Below are 17,424 nucleotides of genomic sequence, written 5' to 3' on the forward strand. Positions count from 1 at the left end.
GGAGACAGGAATATGAAATTCGAGTTTTCAATTTATCGCTATAACCCGGATGTTGACGACGCTCCGCGCATGCAGGATTACACCCTGGAAGGGGAAGAAGGTCGTGACATGATGCTGCTCGATGCGTTGATGCAGCTAAAAGAAAAAGACCCGAGTCTCTCTTTCCGTCGCTCCTGTCGCGAAGGGGTATGCGGTTCAGACGGCCTCAACATGAACGGGAAAAACGGTCTGGCGTGTATTACGCCGCTGTCGGCGCTGGGCAACGGTAAGCAGAAGATTGTGATTCGCCCACTGCCGGGGCTGCCGGTAATCCGTGATTTGGTTGTGGACATGGGGCAATTCTATGCCCAATATGAGAAGATTAAGCCTTACTTATTGAATAATGGGCAAAATCCACCTGCGCGTGAGCATCTGCAGATGCCCGAACAGCGTGAAAAACTCGATGGGCTGTACGAATGTATCCTTTGTGCATGCTGCTCCACGTCCTGTCCGTCGTTCTGGTGGAATCCGGATAAGTTTATCGGTCCAGCCGGTCTGCTGGCCGCGTATCGCTTCCTGATTGACAGTCGTGATACCGAGACCGATAACCGCCTGGAAGGGCTGAGTGATGCTTTCAGCGTATTCCGCTGCCATAGCATTATGAACTGCGTCAGTGTCTGTCCGAAGGGACTGAACCCGACGCGCGCCATCGGCCATATCAAGTCGATGTTGTTGCAACGTAGCGCGTAAGTCAGAGGGGCGCTTTTCCCCTCACCCTAACCCTCTCCCCCAAGGGGAGAGGGAATAGATTGCAGGAGACCTTTAAAAACTGCCGCACGTTCTTCCCCCTCTCCCTCCGGGAGAGGGCAGGGGTGAGGGAAAATATTCAGACAGTTTTTAAAGGTTCCTTCGCGGGCCAACAAAGAGAAGAGCTCGCAAGTGAACCCCGGGACGTGTGCGCCCTGCCGCGCGCGTTGTAGTTATCCACGGCGAAGTAAGCATAACAATGCTTAAGGGATCACGATGCAGAACAGCGCTTTGAAAGCCTGGCTGGACTCTTCTTACCTCTCTGGTTCGAACCAGAGCTGGATAGAACAGCTCTATGAAGACTTCTTAACCGATCCTGACTCGGTAGATGCGACATGGCGTTCCATGTTTGAAGAGTTACCGGGCACCGGAGTGAAACCGGATCAATTCCATTCCAAAACACGTGATTATTTCCGTCGTCTGGCGAAGGATGCCTCACGTTACTCTTCCTCCATTTCTGACCCTGACACCAATGCGAAGCAGGTAAAAGTCCTGCAGCTCATTAACGCCTATCGTTTCCGCGGTCACCAGCAGGCCAATCTCGATCCGCTGGGACTGTGGCAACAAGAGCGCGTTGCAGACCTCGACCCGTCATTCCATGACCTGACCGAGGCAGACTTCCAGGAGACGTTCAACGTAGGTTCTTTTGCCATCGGCAAAGACACGATGCAGCTTGGCGATTTGATCGCAGCTCTGAAACAAACCTACTGCGGCTCCATCGGTGCTGAATATATGCACATTACCAGCACCGAAGAAAAACGCTGGATCCAACAGCGTATTGAATCCGTTGCTGGCAAAGCCTCCTTTACCGCTGATGAGAAAAAACGTTTCCTCAGTGAACTGACGGCGGCAGAAGGGATGGAGCGTTATCTGGGCGCGAAATTCCCCGGTGCGAAACGCTTCTCGCTGGAAGGCGGCGATGCACTGGTGCCGATGCTCAAAGAGATGATTCGCCATGCCGGTAAAAGCGGCACGCGCGAAGTGGTGCTGGGTATGGCGCACCGCGGTCGTCTGAACGTGCTCATTAACGTGCTGGGTAAAAAACCGCAGGATCTGTTTGACGAATTTGCGGGTAAACATAAAGAGCACCTCGGTACGGGTGACGTGAAATACCATATGGGTTTCTCGTCCGATATCGAAACCGAAGGTGGGCTTGTGCACCTGGCGCTGGCGTTTAACCCGTCGCACCTTGAAATCGTCAGCCCGGTAGTAATGGGGTCCGTGCGTGCACGTCTTGACCGCCTGGATGAGCCGAGCAGCAACAAAGTTCTGCCAATCACGATTCACGGTGACGCTGCCGTTACAGGTCAGGGCGTGGTTCAGGAAACCCTGAACATGTCCAAAGCGCGCGGTTATGAAGTGGGCGGTACCGTGCGTATCGTCATCAACAACCAGGTGGGCTTCACCACCTCTAACCCGCTTGATGCGCGCTCCACGCCATACTGTACCGATATCGGTAAAATGGTGCAGGCGCCGATTTTCCACGTTAACGCGGATGACCCGGAAGCCGTCGCTTTCGTTACTCGTGTGGCGCTGGACTTCCGTAATACCTTCAAACGCGATGTGTTCATCGACCTGGTCTGCTATCGCCGTCATGGCCATAACGAAGCCGACGAGCCGAGCGCAACTCAGCCGCTGATGTACCAGAAAATCAAAAAACATCCGACCCCGCGCAAAATCTATGCTGACAAGCTGGAGCATGACGGTGTTGCGACGCTGGAAGACGCGACCGAACTGGTGAATCTCTACCGTGACGCACTGGATGCCGGCGAGTGTGTCGTGAAAGAGTGGCGTCCGATGAACATGCACTCTTTTACCTGGTCGCCGTACCTCAACCATGAATGGGATGAGAGCTACCCGAACAAGGTCGAAATGAAGCGCCTGCAGGAACTGGCCAAACGCATCAGTACGGTGCCGGAATCCATCGAAATGCAGGCCCGCGTTGCAAAAATTTACAACGACCGTCAGGCGATGGCGTCGGGCGAGAAACTGTTCGACTGGGGCGGCGCGGAAAACCTTGCCTATGCGACTCTGGTTGACGAAGGTATCTCCGTCCGTCTGTCCGGTGAAGATTCTGGTCGCGGCACGTTTTTCCATCGTCACGCGGTTATCCATAACCAGGCCAACGGTTCAACCTATACGCCGCTGCATCACGTCCACAATAGCCAGGGGCCGTTCAAAGTCTGGGACTCCGTTCTGTCTGAGGAAGCGGTTCTGGCGTTTGAGTACGGTTACGCCACCGCAGAGCCGCGTACCCTGACCATCTGGGAAGCGCAGTTCGGTGACTTTGCCAACGGCGCTCAGGTGGTTATCGACCAGTTCATCAGTTCCGGTGAGCAGAAATGGGGCCGTATGTGTGGTCTGGTGATGCTGCTGCCGCACGGTTACGAAGGCCAGGGGCCGGAGCACTCCTCCGCGCGTCTGGAGCGTTATCTGCAGTTGTGCGCTGAACAAAACATGCAGGTCTGTGTACCGTCAACCCCGGCACAGGTTTACCACATGCTGCGTCGTCAGGCGCTGCGCGGTATGCGCCGTCCGCTGGTTGTCATGTCGCCGAAATCGCTGCTGCGCCACCCGCTGGCGGTCTCCAGTCTCGATGAACTGGCGAATGGCACCTTTATGCCCGCGATCGGTGAGATAGACGCCCTTGATCCGAAAGGGGTTAAGCGCGTCGTTCTGTGTTCTGGTAAGGTTTATTATGACCTGCTTGAACAGCGTCGTAAGAACGATCAGAAAGACGTCGCCATTGTCAGGATTGAGCAGTTGTATCCGTTCCCGCACCAGTCGGTGCAGGAAGCGCTGAAACCGTATGCGCATGTACAGGATTTTGTCTGGTGCCAGGAAGAGCCGCTCAACCAGGGCGCATGGTACTGCAGCCAGCATCATCTGCGAGAAGTGATTCCGTTTGGGGCAGCCCTGCAATATGCAGGTCGCCCGGCCTCCGCTTCGCCAGCGGTAGGATATCTGTCCGTTCACCAGAAACAGCAACAAGCTCTGGTCAATGACGCGCTGAACGTCGATTAATTAAAGGATAAATAATGAGTAGCGTAGATATTCTTGTACCCGACCTGCCTGAGTCCGTTGCTGACGCGACCGTTGCGACCTGGCACAAAAAACCGGGCGATACCGTCCAACGCGATGAAGTGTTGGTAGAAATCGAAACTGACAAAGTGGTACTGGAAGTACCGGCATCGGCAGACGGCATTCTGGACGCAGTGCTGGAAGATGAAGGCACTACCGTAACGTCACGCCAGATTCTGGGCCGCCTGCGCGAAGGTAACAGCGCAGGTAAAGAGAGCAGCGCAAAATCTGACGCCAAAGAGTCTACCCCGGCTCAGCGCCAGCAGGCGTCTCTCGAAGAGCAAAACAACGACGCGCTCAGCCCGGCTATCCGTCGCCTGCTGGCCGAGCATAATCTTGAAGCCAGCGCCATTAAAGGCACCGGCGTCGGTGGCCGTCTGACTCGCGAAGATATTGAAAAACATCTGGCGAAAGCACCGGCGAAAAAAGAAGAAAGTAAACCTGCCGCGCCGGCTGCAGCACCTGCTGCACCGCAACTGGCGGGCCGCTCTGAAAAACGCGTGCCGATGACCCGTCTGCGTAAACGTGTGGCAGAGCGTCTGCTGGAAGCGAAGAACTCCACCGCCATGCTCACGACTTTTAACGAAGTGAACATGAAGCCGATTATGGATCTGCGTAAGCAGTACGGCGATGCCTTTGAAAAACGTCATGGCATCCGCCTGGGCTTTATGTCCTTCTACGTGAAAGCCGTGGTGGAAGCGCTGAAACGCTATCCGGAAGTGAACGCCTCTATCGATGGTGACGATGTGGTGTACCACAACTATTTCGATGTCAGCATGGCGGTCTCTACGCCGCGTGGCCTGGTGACCCCGGTTCTGCGCGATGTGGATACCCTGGGCATGGCCGACATCGAAAAACGCATTAAAGATCTGGCGGTGAAAGGGCGTGACGGCAAACTGACCGTTGAAGACCTGACCGGTGGTAACTTCACCATTACCAATGGCGGTGTGTTTGGTTCGCTGATGTCTACGCCAATCATCAACCCACCGCAGAGCGCCATTCTGGGTATGCATGCCATTAAAGACCGCCCGATGGCTGTAGATGGCAAAGTTGAAATTCTGCCCATGATGTATCTGGCGCTCTCTTATGATCACCGCCTGATTGACGGCCGCGAATCCGTTGGCTTCCTGGTGGCGATTAAAGAGCTGCTGGAAGATCCGACACGTTTGCTGCTGGACGTGTAGTGTCCTTTGCCCGGCGGCGTAATGCTGCCGGGTTACAAAAACGAACACCTGCATTGTAAGCCGGATGCGCGCAGCGCCGTCCGGCGTAACAAGTCTAATGAAGGATGGATAGAACACATGAACTTACATGAATATCAGGCAAAACAGCTTTTTGCCCGTTACGGTTTGCCTGCTCCTGTAGGCTATGCGTGCACGACACCGCGTGAAGCGGAAGAGGCTGCGTCTAAAATCGGCGCGGGTCCGTGGGTAGTGAAGTGCCAGGTACACGCAGGTGGCCGTGGTAAAGCGGGCGGTGTAAAAGTTGTTAACAGCAAAGAAGATATTCGCGCGTTCGCGGAAAACTGGCTTGGCAAACGTCTGGTGACCTATCAAACAGACGCCAATGGTCAGCCGGTCAACCAGATCCTGGTTGAAGCAGCGACTGACATCGGCAAAGAGCTGTATCTGGGCGCTGTTGTTGATCGTAGCTCCCGTCGCGTTGTGTTCATGGCGTCTACCGAAGGCGGCGTAGAAATCGAGAAAGTGGCGGAAGAAACCCCGCACCTTATCCACAAAATCGCCCTTGACCCGCTGGCCGGCCCCATGCCGTACCAGGGGCGCGAGCTGGCGTTCAAACTGGGCCTGGAAGGCAAGCAGGTTCAGCAGTTCACCAAAATCTTTATGGGCCTGGCGACCATTTTCCTGGAGCGCGACCTGGCGCTTATCGAAATTAACCCGCTGGTCATCACTAAACAGGGCGACCTGATCTGCCTCGATGGCAAACTGGGCGCTGACGGCAACGCACTGTTCCGTCAATCCGAACTGCGCGAAATGCGTGACCAGTCTCAGGAAGACCCGCGCGAAGCGCAGGCAGCACACTGGGAACTGAACTACGTTGCGCTGGAAGGCAATATTGGTTGCATGGTTAACGGTGCAGGCCTGGCGATGGGGACGATGGACATCGTTAAGCTGCACGGCGGCGAACCGGCAAACTTCCTCGACGTGGGCGGTGGCGCGACCAAAGAGCGCGTAACCGAAGCGTTCAAAATCATTCTGTCTGACGAAAACGTGAAAGCCGTTCTGGTTAACATCTTCGGCGGTATCGTTCGCTGTGACCTGATTGCCGACGGCATCATCGGCGCGGTAGAAGAAGTGGGTGTTAACGTACCGGTTGTCGTTCGTCTGGAAGGTAACAACGCGGAGCTGGGCGCGAAGCGTCTGGCTGACAGCGGCCTGAATATTATTGCAGCGAAAAGTCTGACGGATGCAGCGCAGCAGGTCGTTGCCGCAGTGGAGGGGAAATAATGTCCGTTTTAATTGATAAAAACACCAAAGTTATCTGCCAGGGTTTCACCGGAAGCCAGGGTACTTTCCACTCCGAACAAGCGATTGCTTACGGTACGCAAATGGTCGGCGGCGTTACGCCAGGCAAAGGCGGCACCACCCATCTGGGCCTGCCGGTGTTTAACACCGTGCGTGAAGCGGTAGAAGCAACGGGCGCAACCGCGTCTGTTATCTATGTTCCGGCGCCGTTTTGCAAAGACTCCATTCTGGAAGCGATTGACGGAGGCATTAAGCTGATTATCACCATCACCGAAGGTATCCCGACGCTGGATATGCTGACTGTGAAAGTGAAACTCGACGAAGCGGGCGTGCGCATGATTGGGCCGAACTGCCCTGGCGTTATCACCCCAGGCGAATGCAAAATCGGCATCATGCCGGGCCACATTCACCAGCCAGGCAAAGTGGGCATCGTCTCCCGTTCTGGTACGCTGACCTATGAAGCGGTTAAGCAGACCACCGACTACGGCTTCGGCCAGTCCACCTGTGTGGGTATCGGCGGTGACCCGATCCCGGGCTCTAACTTCATCGATATCCTGAAACTGTTCCAGGAAGATCCGCAGACCGAAGCGATCGTCATGATCGGTGAAATCGGCGGTAGCGCGGAAGAAGAAGCGGCGGCTTATATCAAAGATCACGTGACCAAACCGGTTGTCGGTTATATCGCTGGTGTGACCGCGCCGAAAGGCAAACGTATGGGTCACGCGGGTGCAATCATCGCAGGGGGTAAAGGGACAGCGGATGAGAAATTCGCCGCTCTGGAAGCCGCTGGCGTGAAAACAGTTCGCAGCCTGGCCGATATCGGCGAAGCGCTGAAAGCGATTATCAAATAAGACTCAATGCCCCTCGTTGAAAGGGGCTGTAATATGTTCGACATGGTTGGCCGCTCCGAAAAGAGCGGCCTTTTTTATGCGCCGATTTTACGCACGCGGGTGTTTTCACCGGTCAATCTTTGGCCGTCAGGCGCGACCGGGGCCATCGGAGGGATGGCCTCACCGGTGCGTGTATCCACCAGCAACGAATGCGGTTCGCCCGGGGCAAACAGATGGCCTTCGCCCCACTGACGTAGTGCGACGATAACCGGAAAGAGTGATTGCCCTTTTTGCGTCAGCACATACTCCTGATACGCCGTGCCGTCAGACGCAGGCTGGGTGGCGAAAATACCCGCCTCGACCAACTTACGCAGACGGTCGGTGAGAATATTGCGCGCCATCCCCAGGCCACGCTGAAAATCGCCAAAACGCCGCACGCCGTCGAACGCGTCGCGCACGATAAGCAGCGCCCAGCGATCGCCGATGATATCGACTGACCGGGCGACCGGGCAGGGCTGGTAAGCGGGGGAGCGTTCAGATGTCATAGCCGGGCCTTGTGAAAAACTTTCAAGTTGCATTTTAAAACTGGTTTATTTACGCTTCAACTAGTTTTCTTTTGCAACCAGGTGGGGCGATGAAAGAAGAGATATGCAGTATGCCTGCTGCAACCCTATGCAGTGAAACCATGAAACCGACAGCGATGCCGCGTAGCCTGGTGTTGCTGTTTGCCATCGCCAGTGGGCTGAGTGTGGCGAATGTTTATTACGCGCAACCGCTGCTCGACATGCTGGCACGGGACTTCGCCATCAGTCAGGCTGCGGTGGGCGGTGTGGTCACCGCCACGCAGGTGGGCTGTGCGCTGGCATTACTGCTGCTGGTGCCGTTGGGGGATATTGTGGAGCGACGGCGCCTGATGTTGTTGCAACTGCTGGCGCTGATTGCTGCGCTTGGTATCGTTGTGATGGCGCAATCTGCCTGGGTTTTGCTGGTGAGCATGCTGGCGACGGGGTTGCTCGGCACGGCGATGACGCAGGGGCTTATCGCCTGTGCGGCCAGTGCTGCCGATGTTCAGGAGCGTGGGCGGGTGGTCGGCGCGGCCCAGAGCGGTGTTTTTATCGGTTTGCTGCTGGCACGTGTCTTTGCCGGTGTGGTGAACGATCTGGCGGGATGGCGCGCAGTATATGGCGCTTCTGCGTTAATGATGCTGGTACTGCTGCCGCTGCTCTGGCGACAACTACCGCGCTTTGGTGTGCATCCCGAATCCGTCAGTGCGAGACAACTGCTGTTCTCGATGCTGACATTACTCTGTACCGATCGCGTATTGCAAATTCGCGGCGTGCTGGCGTTGTTAATGTTTGCCGCCTTTACGATTTTCTGGAGTGCGATGGTGCTCCCGCTAAGTGCGCCTCCCTATGGTTTTTCACATACAGTGATTGGGCTGTTTGCGCTTGCCGGTGTGGCGGGAGCCCTTGCCGCGACCCGAGCCGGGCGCGATGCCGACCGCGGTCATGGGCAGCGCACCAGTTTTTATGCGCTGGTGCTGCTCTTACTGGCATGGTGGCCCCTGTCACAGCTTGAGCATTCCCTGGCACTGTTATTGGTAGGGATTGTGCTGCTGGATTTGGGTGGGCAGGCGCTGCATGTTACCAATCAGAGCATGATTTTGCGCACGTCAGCGGCACACGGGCGGCTGATTGCCCTCTATATGCTGTTCTACGCCACGGGAAGTGGGGTAGGGGCTATCGCGACCACTGCGGTATTTGCTCACTATGGCTGGCAGGGGGTCTGTTTATTAGGGGCGGCGGTAAGTCTACTGGCGCTGATGATATGGGCGTTAACGCGGCATCTGATGCCAGATGAGAATTAAGACAACAGGGGTAATGAGATGAACGAACGGGAACTGCTGGCTGAGGCTGATGCGCGCGGCTTACGTTATCTGGAGGGGAACAGCACGCGACGCGTTTTTCCTGATGCTGATGCTATCGCCGCGCTAAGCGCGTTTGATGAACCGCTACCGCAGGCAGGGGAATCGGCTGAGCAGACGCTGGCCCTGCTGGATGATATCGGTTCACCTGCGACTACAGCATCGAACGGGCCGGGTTATTTGGGTTTCGTGGTGGGGGCGACATTGCCTTCCGCCTCAGCGGCTGAGCGGTTAATGGTCGCCTGGGATCAGTGCGCGTCGTCGTTTCTGAACTCACCGGTTGCCGACACGGTGGAACGTGTTGCGGGCCGCTGGGTGCTGGAAGCGCTGGACTTGCCGCGTGAAAGCGCCGTTGGTTTTGGCACCAGCGCAACGGCATGTACCTTAGCCGCTCTGGCGGCAGCGCGCCGTGAGCTGCTGGCACGTGAAGGCTGGGATATCGACAACGACGGATTGCCCGGCGCGCCGGAAATCAAAGTGGTGGTCTCCGAACTGGTTCACATCACGGTGAAAAAGGCGCTGCGTATTCTGGGGTTCGGCATGTCGCGACTGATTATTGCGCCAGTAGACGCGTTCGGGCGTGTTGACGTGCAGCAACTGCCGCCGCTTGATGCCCGCACCATACTTTGCCTGCAGGCAGGGGAGGTGAATACAGGTGAGTTTGATCCTTTCGCGCAGATTATCCCACTGGCCCACGCGGCAGGGGCATGGGTCCATGTTGACGGCGCCTTTGGTCTCTGGGCTCGCGCGTCATCACAGGCGGCGCTGACACAGGGCATTGAACTGGCTGACAGTTGGACCACCGATGCTCATAAGTGGCTCAACACGCTTTATGATTGCGCGATGGTCATTTGTCGCGATCCTCAGGTTCTGGCCGGGGCGATGAACAGCGATGCGGTCTACATGAGCGCCAGTGCCGATGCGCAGAAGAATCTGACGCTGGAGTTTTCTCGTCGCCCACGAGGAATCCCGGTCTGGGCCGCGCTGCGCGTGCTGGGGCGTGAAGGAGTACGCGAGATGGTCGACAGACACTGCATGCTGGCTCGCGTCATCAGCGAGGGGCTGAAACAGCTTGGGTTTGAGGTGATGAACCGTGTGGTGATTAATCAGGTACTGTTTCGTTGCGGAAGTGACGCGCAAACGGAGGCCGTACTGGCTGCGGCACAAGCCTCGGGTAAAACCTGGTTTGGCACTACCCGCTGGCAGGGAAGGCCAGCGCTACGTATTAGTGTTTCATCCTGGCGCACACAGCGGCAGGATGTGGATGCGCTTCTGGAATTGTTGGGACAAATTAATGCGGAAAGCCAACAATCATAACCTTGAGGAATGTTAATAAGCCGTTCCTGTTAGATTTTTACTTAAGGCTGCGTAACACTGCGCGGCCTTTTTTATTGAATAGTAACTGTGTGGTGTTAAATATTTTTTTCTGAAAGTGAAATTATTGTGAAATAAATGAGGGGAATAACATCACCTCTTTTTACCTGAGCGATCGGACCTTTTTTGCAAGCCGCAATGCACACCCAGGATTAAACGTTAAATAAGCGGGTAATTATTTCTCTTTCGCGACCGTTTGATAACGGTTGTCTGCGTTAAGATATACATATTGTTAACACCTTTTTTACTAAAAGGATGTCGTGTCTACAAAATTAACAGAAAGTGATGAAATTGATTTAAATCAATATTTAAAAGCTTGGAAAAGGCATCAAAAATAGTTAAATTGTCGCCGATCAAATTGGCTTAAAACTGCTAAATTCAGTATAAATTGATCACTGTCGAAAAACGTAAAACAAACACAATAAAAACCTTTTTATTGTAAGGGGTTTGCGGAGTAATATATTCGAGAGATCAATTTGGGTTTTTTATTAACGTAGTTGTAACTTTTTTGAATCAGCATCAACGTTATTGCTGATGATGATTTAAAAGTGCAACAACTTTTGTATTGGGGCATGCGCGTAAACCTTCGCTGACGAGGTTTACTCTCGGAGTCTTCATGCGATGAGCAAGGAGTCATGATGTTAGATATAGTCGAACTGTCACGTTTGCAGTTTGCCTTGACCGCGATGTACCACTTCCTTTTTGTGCCACTGACGCTCGGTATGGCGTTCTTGCTGGCCATTATGGAAACGGTCTACGTCCTCTCCGGCAAACAGATTTATAAAGATATGACCAAGTTCTGGGGCAAGTTGTTTGGTATCAACTTTGCACTGGGCGTGGCCACTGGTTTGACCATGGAGTTCCAGTTCGGGACTAACTGGTCTTACTATTCTCACTACGTTGGGGACATCTTCGGTGCGCCACTGGCCATTGAAGGTTTGATGGCCTTCTTCCTCGAGTCCACTTTTGTAGGTCTGTTTTTCTTCGGTTGGGATCGTCTGGGCAAAGTACAGCATATGGCAGTGACCTGGCTGGTCGCGCTGGGCTCCAACTTGTCCGCGTTGTGGATCCTTGTGGCAAACGGCTGGATGCAAAACCCGGTTGCTGCAGATTTCAACTTCGAAACCATGCGTATGGAAATGGTCAGCTTCGCCGAACTGGTACTCAACCCGGTTGCTCAGGTGAAATTTGTCCATACCGTGGCCTCTGGCTATACCTGTGGTGCTATCTTCATCCTCGGTATCAGCTCTTACTATCTGCTGCGCGGTCGTGACATCGCGTTCGCGAAACGCTCCTTTGCTATCGCAGCGAGCTTCGGTATGGCTGCTGTACTGTCCGTTATCGTACTGGGTGATGAATCTGGTTACGAAATGGGTGACGTGCAGAAAACCAAACTGGCGGCCATCGAAGCAGAGTGGGAAACCCAACCTGCACCGGCAGCGTTTACCCTGTTTGGTATTCCGGACCAGGATGCGCAGAAAAACCATATGTCCATCCAGATCCCTTACGCGCTGGGCATCATCGCTACCCGTTCTGTCGACACGCCGGTTATCGGCCTGAAAGACCTGATGGTGCAGCATGAAGAGCGTATCCGTAACGGTATGAAAGCGTATCATCTGCTTGAACAACTGCGTTCCGGTTCGAAAGACCCGTCCGTACGCGATGAGTTCAACAACGTGAAGAAAGACCTGGGTTACGGCTTGCTGCTCAAACGCTATACGCCGAATGTGGCGGATGCGACCGAAGCGCAGATTAAACAGGCAACGCAGGACTCCATTCCACGTGTGGCGCCGCTGTACTTCGCCTTCCGTATTATGGTGGCGTGTGGCGTGCTGATGCTGTTCATCATCGCCGTGTCGTTCTGGACCGTTTGCCGTAACCGCATCGGCGAGAAAAAATGGCTGCTGCGTGCTGCGCTGTATGGCATCCCGCTGCCGTGGATTGCTATCGAATCCGGCTGGTTTGTGGCGGAGTACGGTCGTCAACCGTGGGCTATCGGTGAAATGCTGCCGACCGCCGTGGCGAACTCGACCCTGACCGCAGGCGACCTGCTGTTCTCGATGATCCTGATTTGCGGTCTGTATACCCTGTTCCTGGTGGCTGAAATGTTCTTGATGTTCAAGTTCGCACGCCTGGGCCCAAGCAGCCTGAAAACTGGCCGCTATCATTACGAGCAGTCCACTGTGGCTTCTCAGCCGGCACGCTAAGACAGGAGTCGTCAAATGATCGATTATGAAGTATTACGTTTTATCTGGTGGCTGCTGGTTGGCATTCTGCTGATCGGTTTCGCCGTCACCGACGGCTTCGACATGGGGGTGGGCATGCTCACCCGTTTCCTGGGTCGTAGCGATACCGAACGCCGTGTGATGATTAACTCCATCGCACCACACTGGGACGGTAACCAGGTATGGCTGATCACCGCGGGTGGTGCATTGTTCGCAGCCTGGCCAATGGTCTATGCCGCCGCGTTCTCCGGTTTCTATGTGGCGATGATCCTGGTGCTGGCTTCTCTGTTCTTCCGTCCGGTAGGTTTTGACTATCGCTCTAAGATCGAAGAGAGCCGCTGGCGCAACATGTGGGACTGGGGCATTTTCATCGGTAGCTTTGTGCCGCCGCTGGTCATTGGTGTTGCCTTTGGTAACCTGCTGCAGGGCGTACCGTTCAGCGTCGATGAATATCTGCGTCTGACCTACACCGGGAACTTCTTCCAGTTGCTTAACCCGTTTGGTCTGCTGGCCGGTGTGGTAAGCGTGGCGATGATCATCACCCAGGGCGCAACCTATCTGCAAATGCGTACGGTGGGTGAACTGCATCTGCGTGCACGTACTACTTCGCAGGTTGCTGCACTGGTTACTACGATCTGCTTCGTGCTGGCCGGGGTGTGGGTGGTCTACGGTATTGATGGTTATGTTGTGACTTCCGCCATGGATCACCATGCTGCTTCCAACCCGCTGAATAAAGAAGTGGCGCGTCAGGCCGGTGCCTGGCTGGCAAACTTCTATAACATCCCGTCATTGTGGGCGATTCCTGCACTTGGTGTGGTGTTGCCGCTGCTGACGGTGCTGACTTCGCGTGCGGAAAAAGGCGCACTGGCGTTCGTGTTCTCTTCACTGACGCTGGCCTGCATTATCCTGACTGCGGGTATCGCGATGTTCCCGTTCATCATGCCGTCAAGCATTATGATGAACGCCAGTCTGACCATGTGGGATGCTACCTCCAGTCAGATGACCCTGAACCTGATGACCTTTGTGGCGCTGGTCTTCGTACCGATCATCCTGATTTACACCGCCTGGTGTTACTGGAAAATGTTCGGTCGTATTACGAAAGAAGACATCGAAAGCAACACCCACTCTCTGTACTAAGTAAGGAGCTGATAATGTGGTATTTCGCATGGATTTTAGGAACGCTTCTTGCCTGTGCTTTTGGAGTGATTACGGCGCTGGCATTTGAACACGTGGAAGCGCTGAAAGCCGGTAAGCAAGAAGAGCATTGATGAACGAGATTATCGCGAAACTTTATGCGGTAATGGATAAGCGCCCGTTAAGGGCGCTTTCCTTAATTATGGCATTAGTGCTGGCAGGCTGTATCTTTTGGGATCCCTCGCGCTTCGCGGCAAAGACCAGCGACCTGGAAATCTGGCATGGCTTTCTGCTGATGTGGGCCGTCTGCGCTGGTGTGATTCATGGGGTAGGATTCCGTCCCCGCGCGATACACTGGCAAGGCATTTTTTGCCCGCTGATCGCAGACCTGGTAATGCTGGCAGGTTTGATTTTCTTCTTCTTTTGAATAAGAAATCTCCGCTTATGATATGGGCTTGCAAAAGCCCATATATTTTTACTCTCCGTTTACTTCTACCCATTCCAAACCATCTTCCCCGCGCGTATAGTAGCGAAGTTTAAAAGCTCTAACTTGAGGTTGAGTCCTGCCATTGTTCATCAGCACCATCCGCGAACCATGACAGGACACAATTTAATTGCATTACCGGGATGTAAAGTGAATACAACGCTGTTTCGATGGCCGGTTCGTGTCTATTACGAAGATACCGACGCCGGTGGTGTGGTTTACCACGCCAGCTACGTGGCTTTTTATGAACGAGCACGCACTGAGATGCTGCGCCACCATCACTTTAGCCAGCAAGTCTTGCTGGCCGAGCGCGTCGCATTCGTGGTACGCAAGCTCACGCTGGAGTATTTTGCGCCCGCCAGACTCGACGATATGCTCGAAGTCCAAACGGAAATTACATCAATGCGCGGGACCTCTCTGGTCTTCACGCAGCGGATCGTCAACGCAGAGAATACAGTTCTGAACGAAGCTGAGGTACTGATTGTCTGTGTTGATCCACTCTTAATGAAGCCTCGTGCGCTTCCCAAGTCTATTGTCGCGGAGTTTAAGCAGTGACTGACATGAACATCCTTGATTTGTTCCTGAAGGCTAGCCTTCTGGTCAAACTTATCATGTTGATTTTGATTGGTTTTTCAATCGCATCCTGGGCCATCATCATCCAGCGAACGCGCATTCTCAACGCAGCCGGTCGTGAAGCGGAAGCCTTTGAAGACAAGTTCTGGTCGGGCATTGAACTGTCGCGTCTGTACCAGGAAAGCCAGGGGCGTCGTGATAACCTGACGGGTTCGGAACAAATCTTCTACAGCGGGTTCAAAGAGTTTGCGCGTTTACACCGTGCCAACAGCCATGCGCCGGAAGCGATTGTCGAAGGGGCATCCAGGGCGATGCGCATTTCGATGAACCGCGAGCTGGAAAACCTGGAAACGCATATTCCTTTCCTCGGTACCGTCGGCTCCATCAGCCCGTATATTGGTCTGTTTGGTACGGTGTGGGGGATCATGCACGCCTTTATCGCACTGGGTGCGGTGAAGCAGGCAACCTTACAGATGGTTGCGCCGGGTATCGCCGAAGCGTTGATCGCCACCGCAATCGGCCTGTTCGCAGCGATTCCGGCGGTAATGGCCTACAACCGCCTGAACCAGCGCGTGAACAAACTGGAGCTGAACTACGACAACTTTATGGAAGAGTTCACGGCTATTCTGCATCGTCAGGCGTTTACCAGCACCGAGAGCAACAAGGGGTAAACCATGGCCAGAACGCGTGGACGGGGCAGCCGTAACAGTCGTGGCCTCAAATCCGAAATCAATATTGTTCCGCTGCTGGACGTGCTGCTGGTGCTGTTGCTGATCTTTATGGCAACCGCACCGATCATCACCCAGAGCGTGGAGGTTGACCTGCCGGATGCGACAGAGTCGAAAACCGTCAGCACCAATGACGATCCTCCGGTCATTATTGAGGTTTCCGGTGTCGGACAATACAGCGTGGTGGTGGAAAAAGATCGCATGGATCAGCTACCGCCAGAGCAAGTGATTGCAGAAGCGCAGCGTCGCCTGCAATCAAATCCGAAAACCGTTTTCTTGATCGGTGGCGCAAAAGAAGTGCCTTACGATGAAATCATTAAAGCGCTAAACCTGTTACACAGCGCGGGTGTTAAATCGGTTGGCTTGATGACGCAGCCTATCTGATCACCGGCTTAACAGGCGGCAGTTTTTGGGAACCGAGAGTGTCAAAGGCAACCGAACAAAACGACAAACTTAAACGAGCGATAATCATTTCGGCGGTGTTGCATGTGATTCTGGTTGCACTGCTGATCTGGAGTTCGTTTGATGAAAATATTGATGCTTCTGCGGGTGGCGGCGGCGGTTCTTCTATTGATGCGGTAATGGTCGATCCCGGTGCCGTTGTCCAGAATTACAACCGTCAGCAGCAGCAACAGGCCAGCGCAAAGCGTGCGCAAGAGCAACGTGACAAGCAGGCCCAGCAGCAGGCAGAAGAACTGCGTGAAAAACAGGCTGCCGAGCAGGAGCGCTTAAAACAGCTTGAGCAGGAACGTTTGCAGGCGCAAGAAGCTGCCCGTGAGCAGGCCGCAGAACAGAAAAAAGCAGAAGACGCCGCGAAGAAAGCGCAGGAAGCGCAAAAACAGGCGGAAGAAGCTGCAGCAAAAGCCGCTGCTGATGCAAAAGCGAAAGCGGATGCACAGGCAAAAGAAGCCGCGGAAGCCGCGAAGAAAGCGGCGGCAGATGCACAGAAAAAAGCAGAAGCCGATGCAGCTAAAGCGGCGGCTGATGCGAAGAAAAAAGCCGAAGCTGAAGCGGCCAAAGCTGCAGCCGATGCTCAGAAGAAAGCCGAAGCCGAAGCCGCGAAGAAAGCTCAGCAGGATGCTGAGAAGAAAGCGGCTGCGGACGCTGCGAAAAAAGCCGCAGCAGAGAAGGCCGCCGCTGAAAAAGCCGCGGCTGCCGAGAAGGCAGCGGCAGAGAAAGCCGCCGCTGAAAAAGCCGCTGCTGCTGAGAAGGCCGCTGCAGATAAGAAAGCCGCTGCTGAGAAGGCTGCTGCCGACAAGAAAGCCGCTGCCGAGAAAGCTGCTGCAGCCAAGAAAGCGGCTGCAGAGAAAGCGGCTGCCGCGTCAGGCGTTGACGATCTGCTGGGCGACCTGAGTTCCGGTAAGAATGCGCCGAAAACAGGTGGTGGTGCAAAAGGGGCTAATGCCGCCGCCGCCGGGAGTGGTAACACGAAAAATAATGGTGCGTCCGGGGCTGATATCAGCAACTATGCGGGTATGATCAAATCGGCCATTGAGAGCAAGTTTTATATGGATCCGTCCTTTACTGGCAAGGTTTGTACGTTACGTATAAAACTTGGCCCTGATGGTACGCTGAAAGACATTCAGTCTGAAGGTGGGGATCCTGCGCTTTGTCAGGCTGCACTGGCAGCGGCACGCCAGGCAAAAATTCCTAAGCCACCAAGCCAGGCGGTTTACGAAGTGTTTAAAAATGCGCCACTGGACTTTAAACCTTAGTAACGTTTTTCTCATGTAAAAGAGAAAATACGAGCTAAGTTGTACCAGTGTGTGAAGTAGTTTTGTCTATTTGAGTTTGTTAAC

General features: G+C 54.4%; 16 protein-coding genes. 15 read left to right on the forward strand and 1 reads right to left on the reverse strand.

Features of this window, described 5'->3' with window-relative positions:
* Positions 1 to 12 precede the first annotated feature (12 nt).
* From sdhB to sucD, 5 genes are all read left to right on the forward strand, one after another.
* Complete coding sequence (gene sdhB / locus ABIB59_RS11285; RefSeq protein ID WP_041852080.1) at positions 13 to 729, forward strand: succinate dehydrogenase iron-sulfur subunit SdhB; 717 nt, start codon at positions 13 to 15, stop codon at positions 727 to 729.
* Between the two features lie 273 nt (positions 730 to 1,002).
* Entirely contained in the window at positions 1,003 to 3,810 is a 2,808-nt protein-coding gene (gene sucA / locus ABIB59_RS11290; protein WP_041852079.1) for a 2-oxoglutarate dehydrogenase E1 component, read from the forward strand.
* 14 nt (positions 3,811 to 3,824) lie between these two features.
* The gene (gene odhB, locus ABIB59_RS11295) at positions 3,825 to 5,051 is read left to right on the forward strand and encodes a 2-oxoglutarate dehydrogenase complex dihydrolipoyllysine-residue succinyltransferase (RefSeq protein WP_041852078.1); all 1,227 of its coding nucleotides are present in this window, start codon (positions 3,825 to 3,827) and stop codon (positions 5,049 to 5,051) included.
* Positions 5,052 to 5,168: 117 nt separating this feature from the next.
* Complete coding sequence (gene sucC / locus ABIB59_RS11300; protein WP_041852113.1) at positions 5,169 to 6,335, forward strand: ADP-forming succinate--CoA ligase subunit beta; 1,167 nt, start codon at positions 5,169 to 5,171, stop codon at positions 6,333 to 6,335.
* On the forward strand, positions 6,335 to 7,204 hold the full coding sequence (gene sucD, locus ABIB59_RS11305) for a succinate--CoA ligase subunit alpha (RefSeq protein WP_354035443.1): 870 nt from the start codon (positions 6,335 to 6,337) through the stop codon (positions 7,202 to 7,204). The genes sucC and sucD overlap by 1 nt, the downstream gene beginning before the upstream one ends.
* Before the next feature lie 74 nt (positions 7,205 to 7,278).
* On the opposite strand, the gene ABIB59_RS11310 is transcribed toward sucD, so the two are convergent.
* Positions 7,279 to 7,728 (reverse strand): winged helix-turn-helix transcriptional regulator, encoded by a 450-nt coding sequence (locus ABIB59_RS11310; RefSeq protein WP_041852076.1) that lies wholly within the window; start codon positions 7,726 to 7,728, stop codon positions 7,279 to 7,281.
* 110 nt (positions 7,729 to 7,838) lie between these two features.
* Here ABIB59_RS11310 and ABIB59_RS11315 point away from each other — a divergent pair, with 110 nt between their 5' ends.
* The 10 genes from ABIB59_RS11315 to tolA all read left to right on the forward strand — a co-directional run bounded on the left by ABIB59_RS11315 (position 7,839) and on the right by tolA (position 17,340).
* Entirely contained in the window at positions 7,839 to 9,050 is a 1,212-nt protein-coding gene (locus ABIB59_RS11315; protein WP_502910503.1) for an MFS transporter, read from the forward strand.
* An 18-nt stretch (positions 9,051 to 9,068) separates the two neighbouring features.
* Positions 9,069 to 10,424: a pyridoxal phosphate-dependent decarboxylase family protein gene (locus tag ABIB59_RS11320; RefSeq protein WP_354035445.1), complete on the forward strand. Its 1,356-nt coding sequence runs from the start codon at positions 9,069 to 9,071 to the stop codon at positions 10,422 to 10,424.
* Positions 10,425 to 11,119: 695 nt separating this feature from the next.
* The gene (cydA, locus tag ABIB59_RS11325; protein WP_041852073.1) at positions 11,120 to 12,688 is read left to right on the forward strand and encodes a cytochrome ubiquinol oxidase subunit I; all 1,569 of its coding nucleotides are present in this window, start codon (positions 11,120 to 11,122) and stop codon (positions 12,686 to 12,688) included.
* A 15-nt stretch (positions 12,689 to 12,703) separates the two neighbouring features.
* Entirely contained in the window at positions 12,704 to 13,843 is a 1,140-nt protein-coding gene (gene cydB / locus ABIB59_RS11330) for a cytochrome d ubiquinol oxidase subunit II (protein WP_354035447.1), read from the forward strand.
* Positions 13,844 to 13,857: 14 nt separating this feature from the next.
* Positions 13,858 to 13,974: a cytochrome bd-I oxidase subunit CydX gene (cydX, locus tag ABIB59_RS11335; protein ID WP_064572420.1), complete on the forward strand. Its 117-nt coding sequence runs from the start codon at positions 13,858 to 13,860 to the stop codon at positions 13,972 to 13,974.
* Positions 13,974 to 14,267 (forward strand): cyd operon protein YbgE, encoded by a 294-nt coding sequence (ybgE, locus tag ABIB59_RS11340; protein WP_041852071.1) that lies wholly within the window; start codon positions 13,974 to 13,976, stop codon positions 14,265 to 14,267. The genes cydX and ybgE overlap by 1 nt, the downstream gene beginning before the upstream one ends.
* 207 nt (positions 14,268 to 14,474) lie before the next feature.
* Positions 14,475 to 14,879, forward strand: coding sequence for a tol-pal system-associated acyl-CoA thioesterase (gene ybgC / locus ABIB59_RS11345; protein ID WP_041852070.1), 405 nt, complete (start codon positions 14,475 to 14,477; stop codon positions 14,877 to 14,879).
* Entirely contained in the window at positions 14,876 to 15,568 is a 693-nt protein-coding gene (tolQ, locus tag ABIB59_RS11350) for a Tol-Pal system protein TolQ (RefSeq protein WP_090081892.1), read from the forward strand. The genes ybgC and tolQ overlap by 4 nt, the downstream gene beginning before the upstream one ends.
* 3 nt (positions 15,569 to 15,571) lie before the next feature.
* Complete coding sequence (tolR, locus tag ABIB59_RS11355) at positions 15,572 to 16,009, forward strand: colicin uptake protein TolR (protein WP_041852068.1); 438 nt, start codon at positions 15,572 to 15,574, stop codon at positions 16,007 to 16,009.
* A 38-nt stretch (positions 16,010 to 16,047) separates the two neighbouring features.
* Complete coding sequence (gene tolA / locus ABIB59_RS11360; protein WP_125125093.1) at positions 16,048 to 17,340, forward strand: cell envelope integrity protein TolA; 1,293 nt, start codon at positions 16,048 to 16,050, stop codon at positions 17,338 to 17,340.
* The last annotated feature ends 84 nt before the right edge of the window (positions 17,341 to 17,424 follow it).

Source organism: Citrobacter sp. UYEF32 (assembly GCF_040546205.1).
Taxonomy (GTDB): Bacteria; Pseudomonadota; Gammaproteobacteria; order Enterobacterales; family Enterobacteriaceae; genus Phytobacter; species Phytobacter diazotrophicus.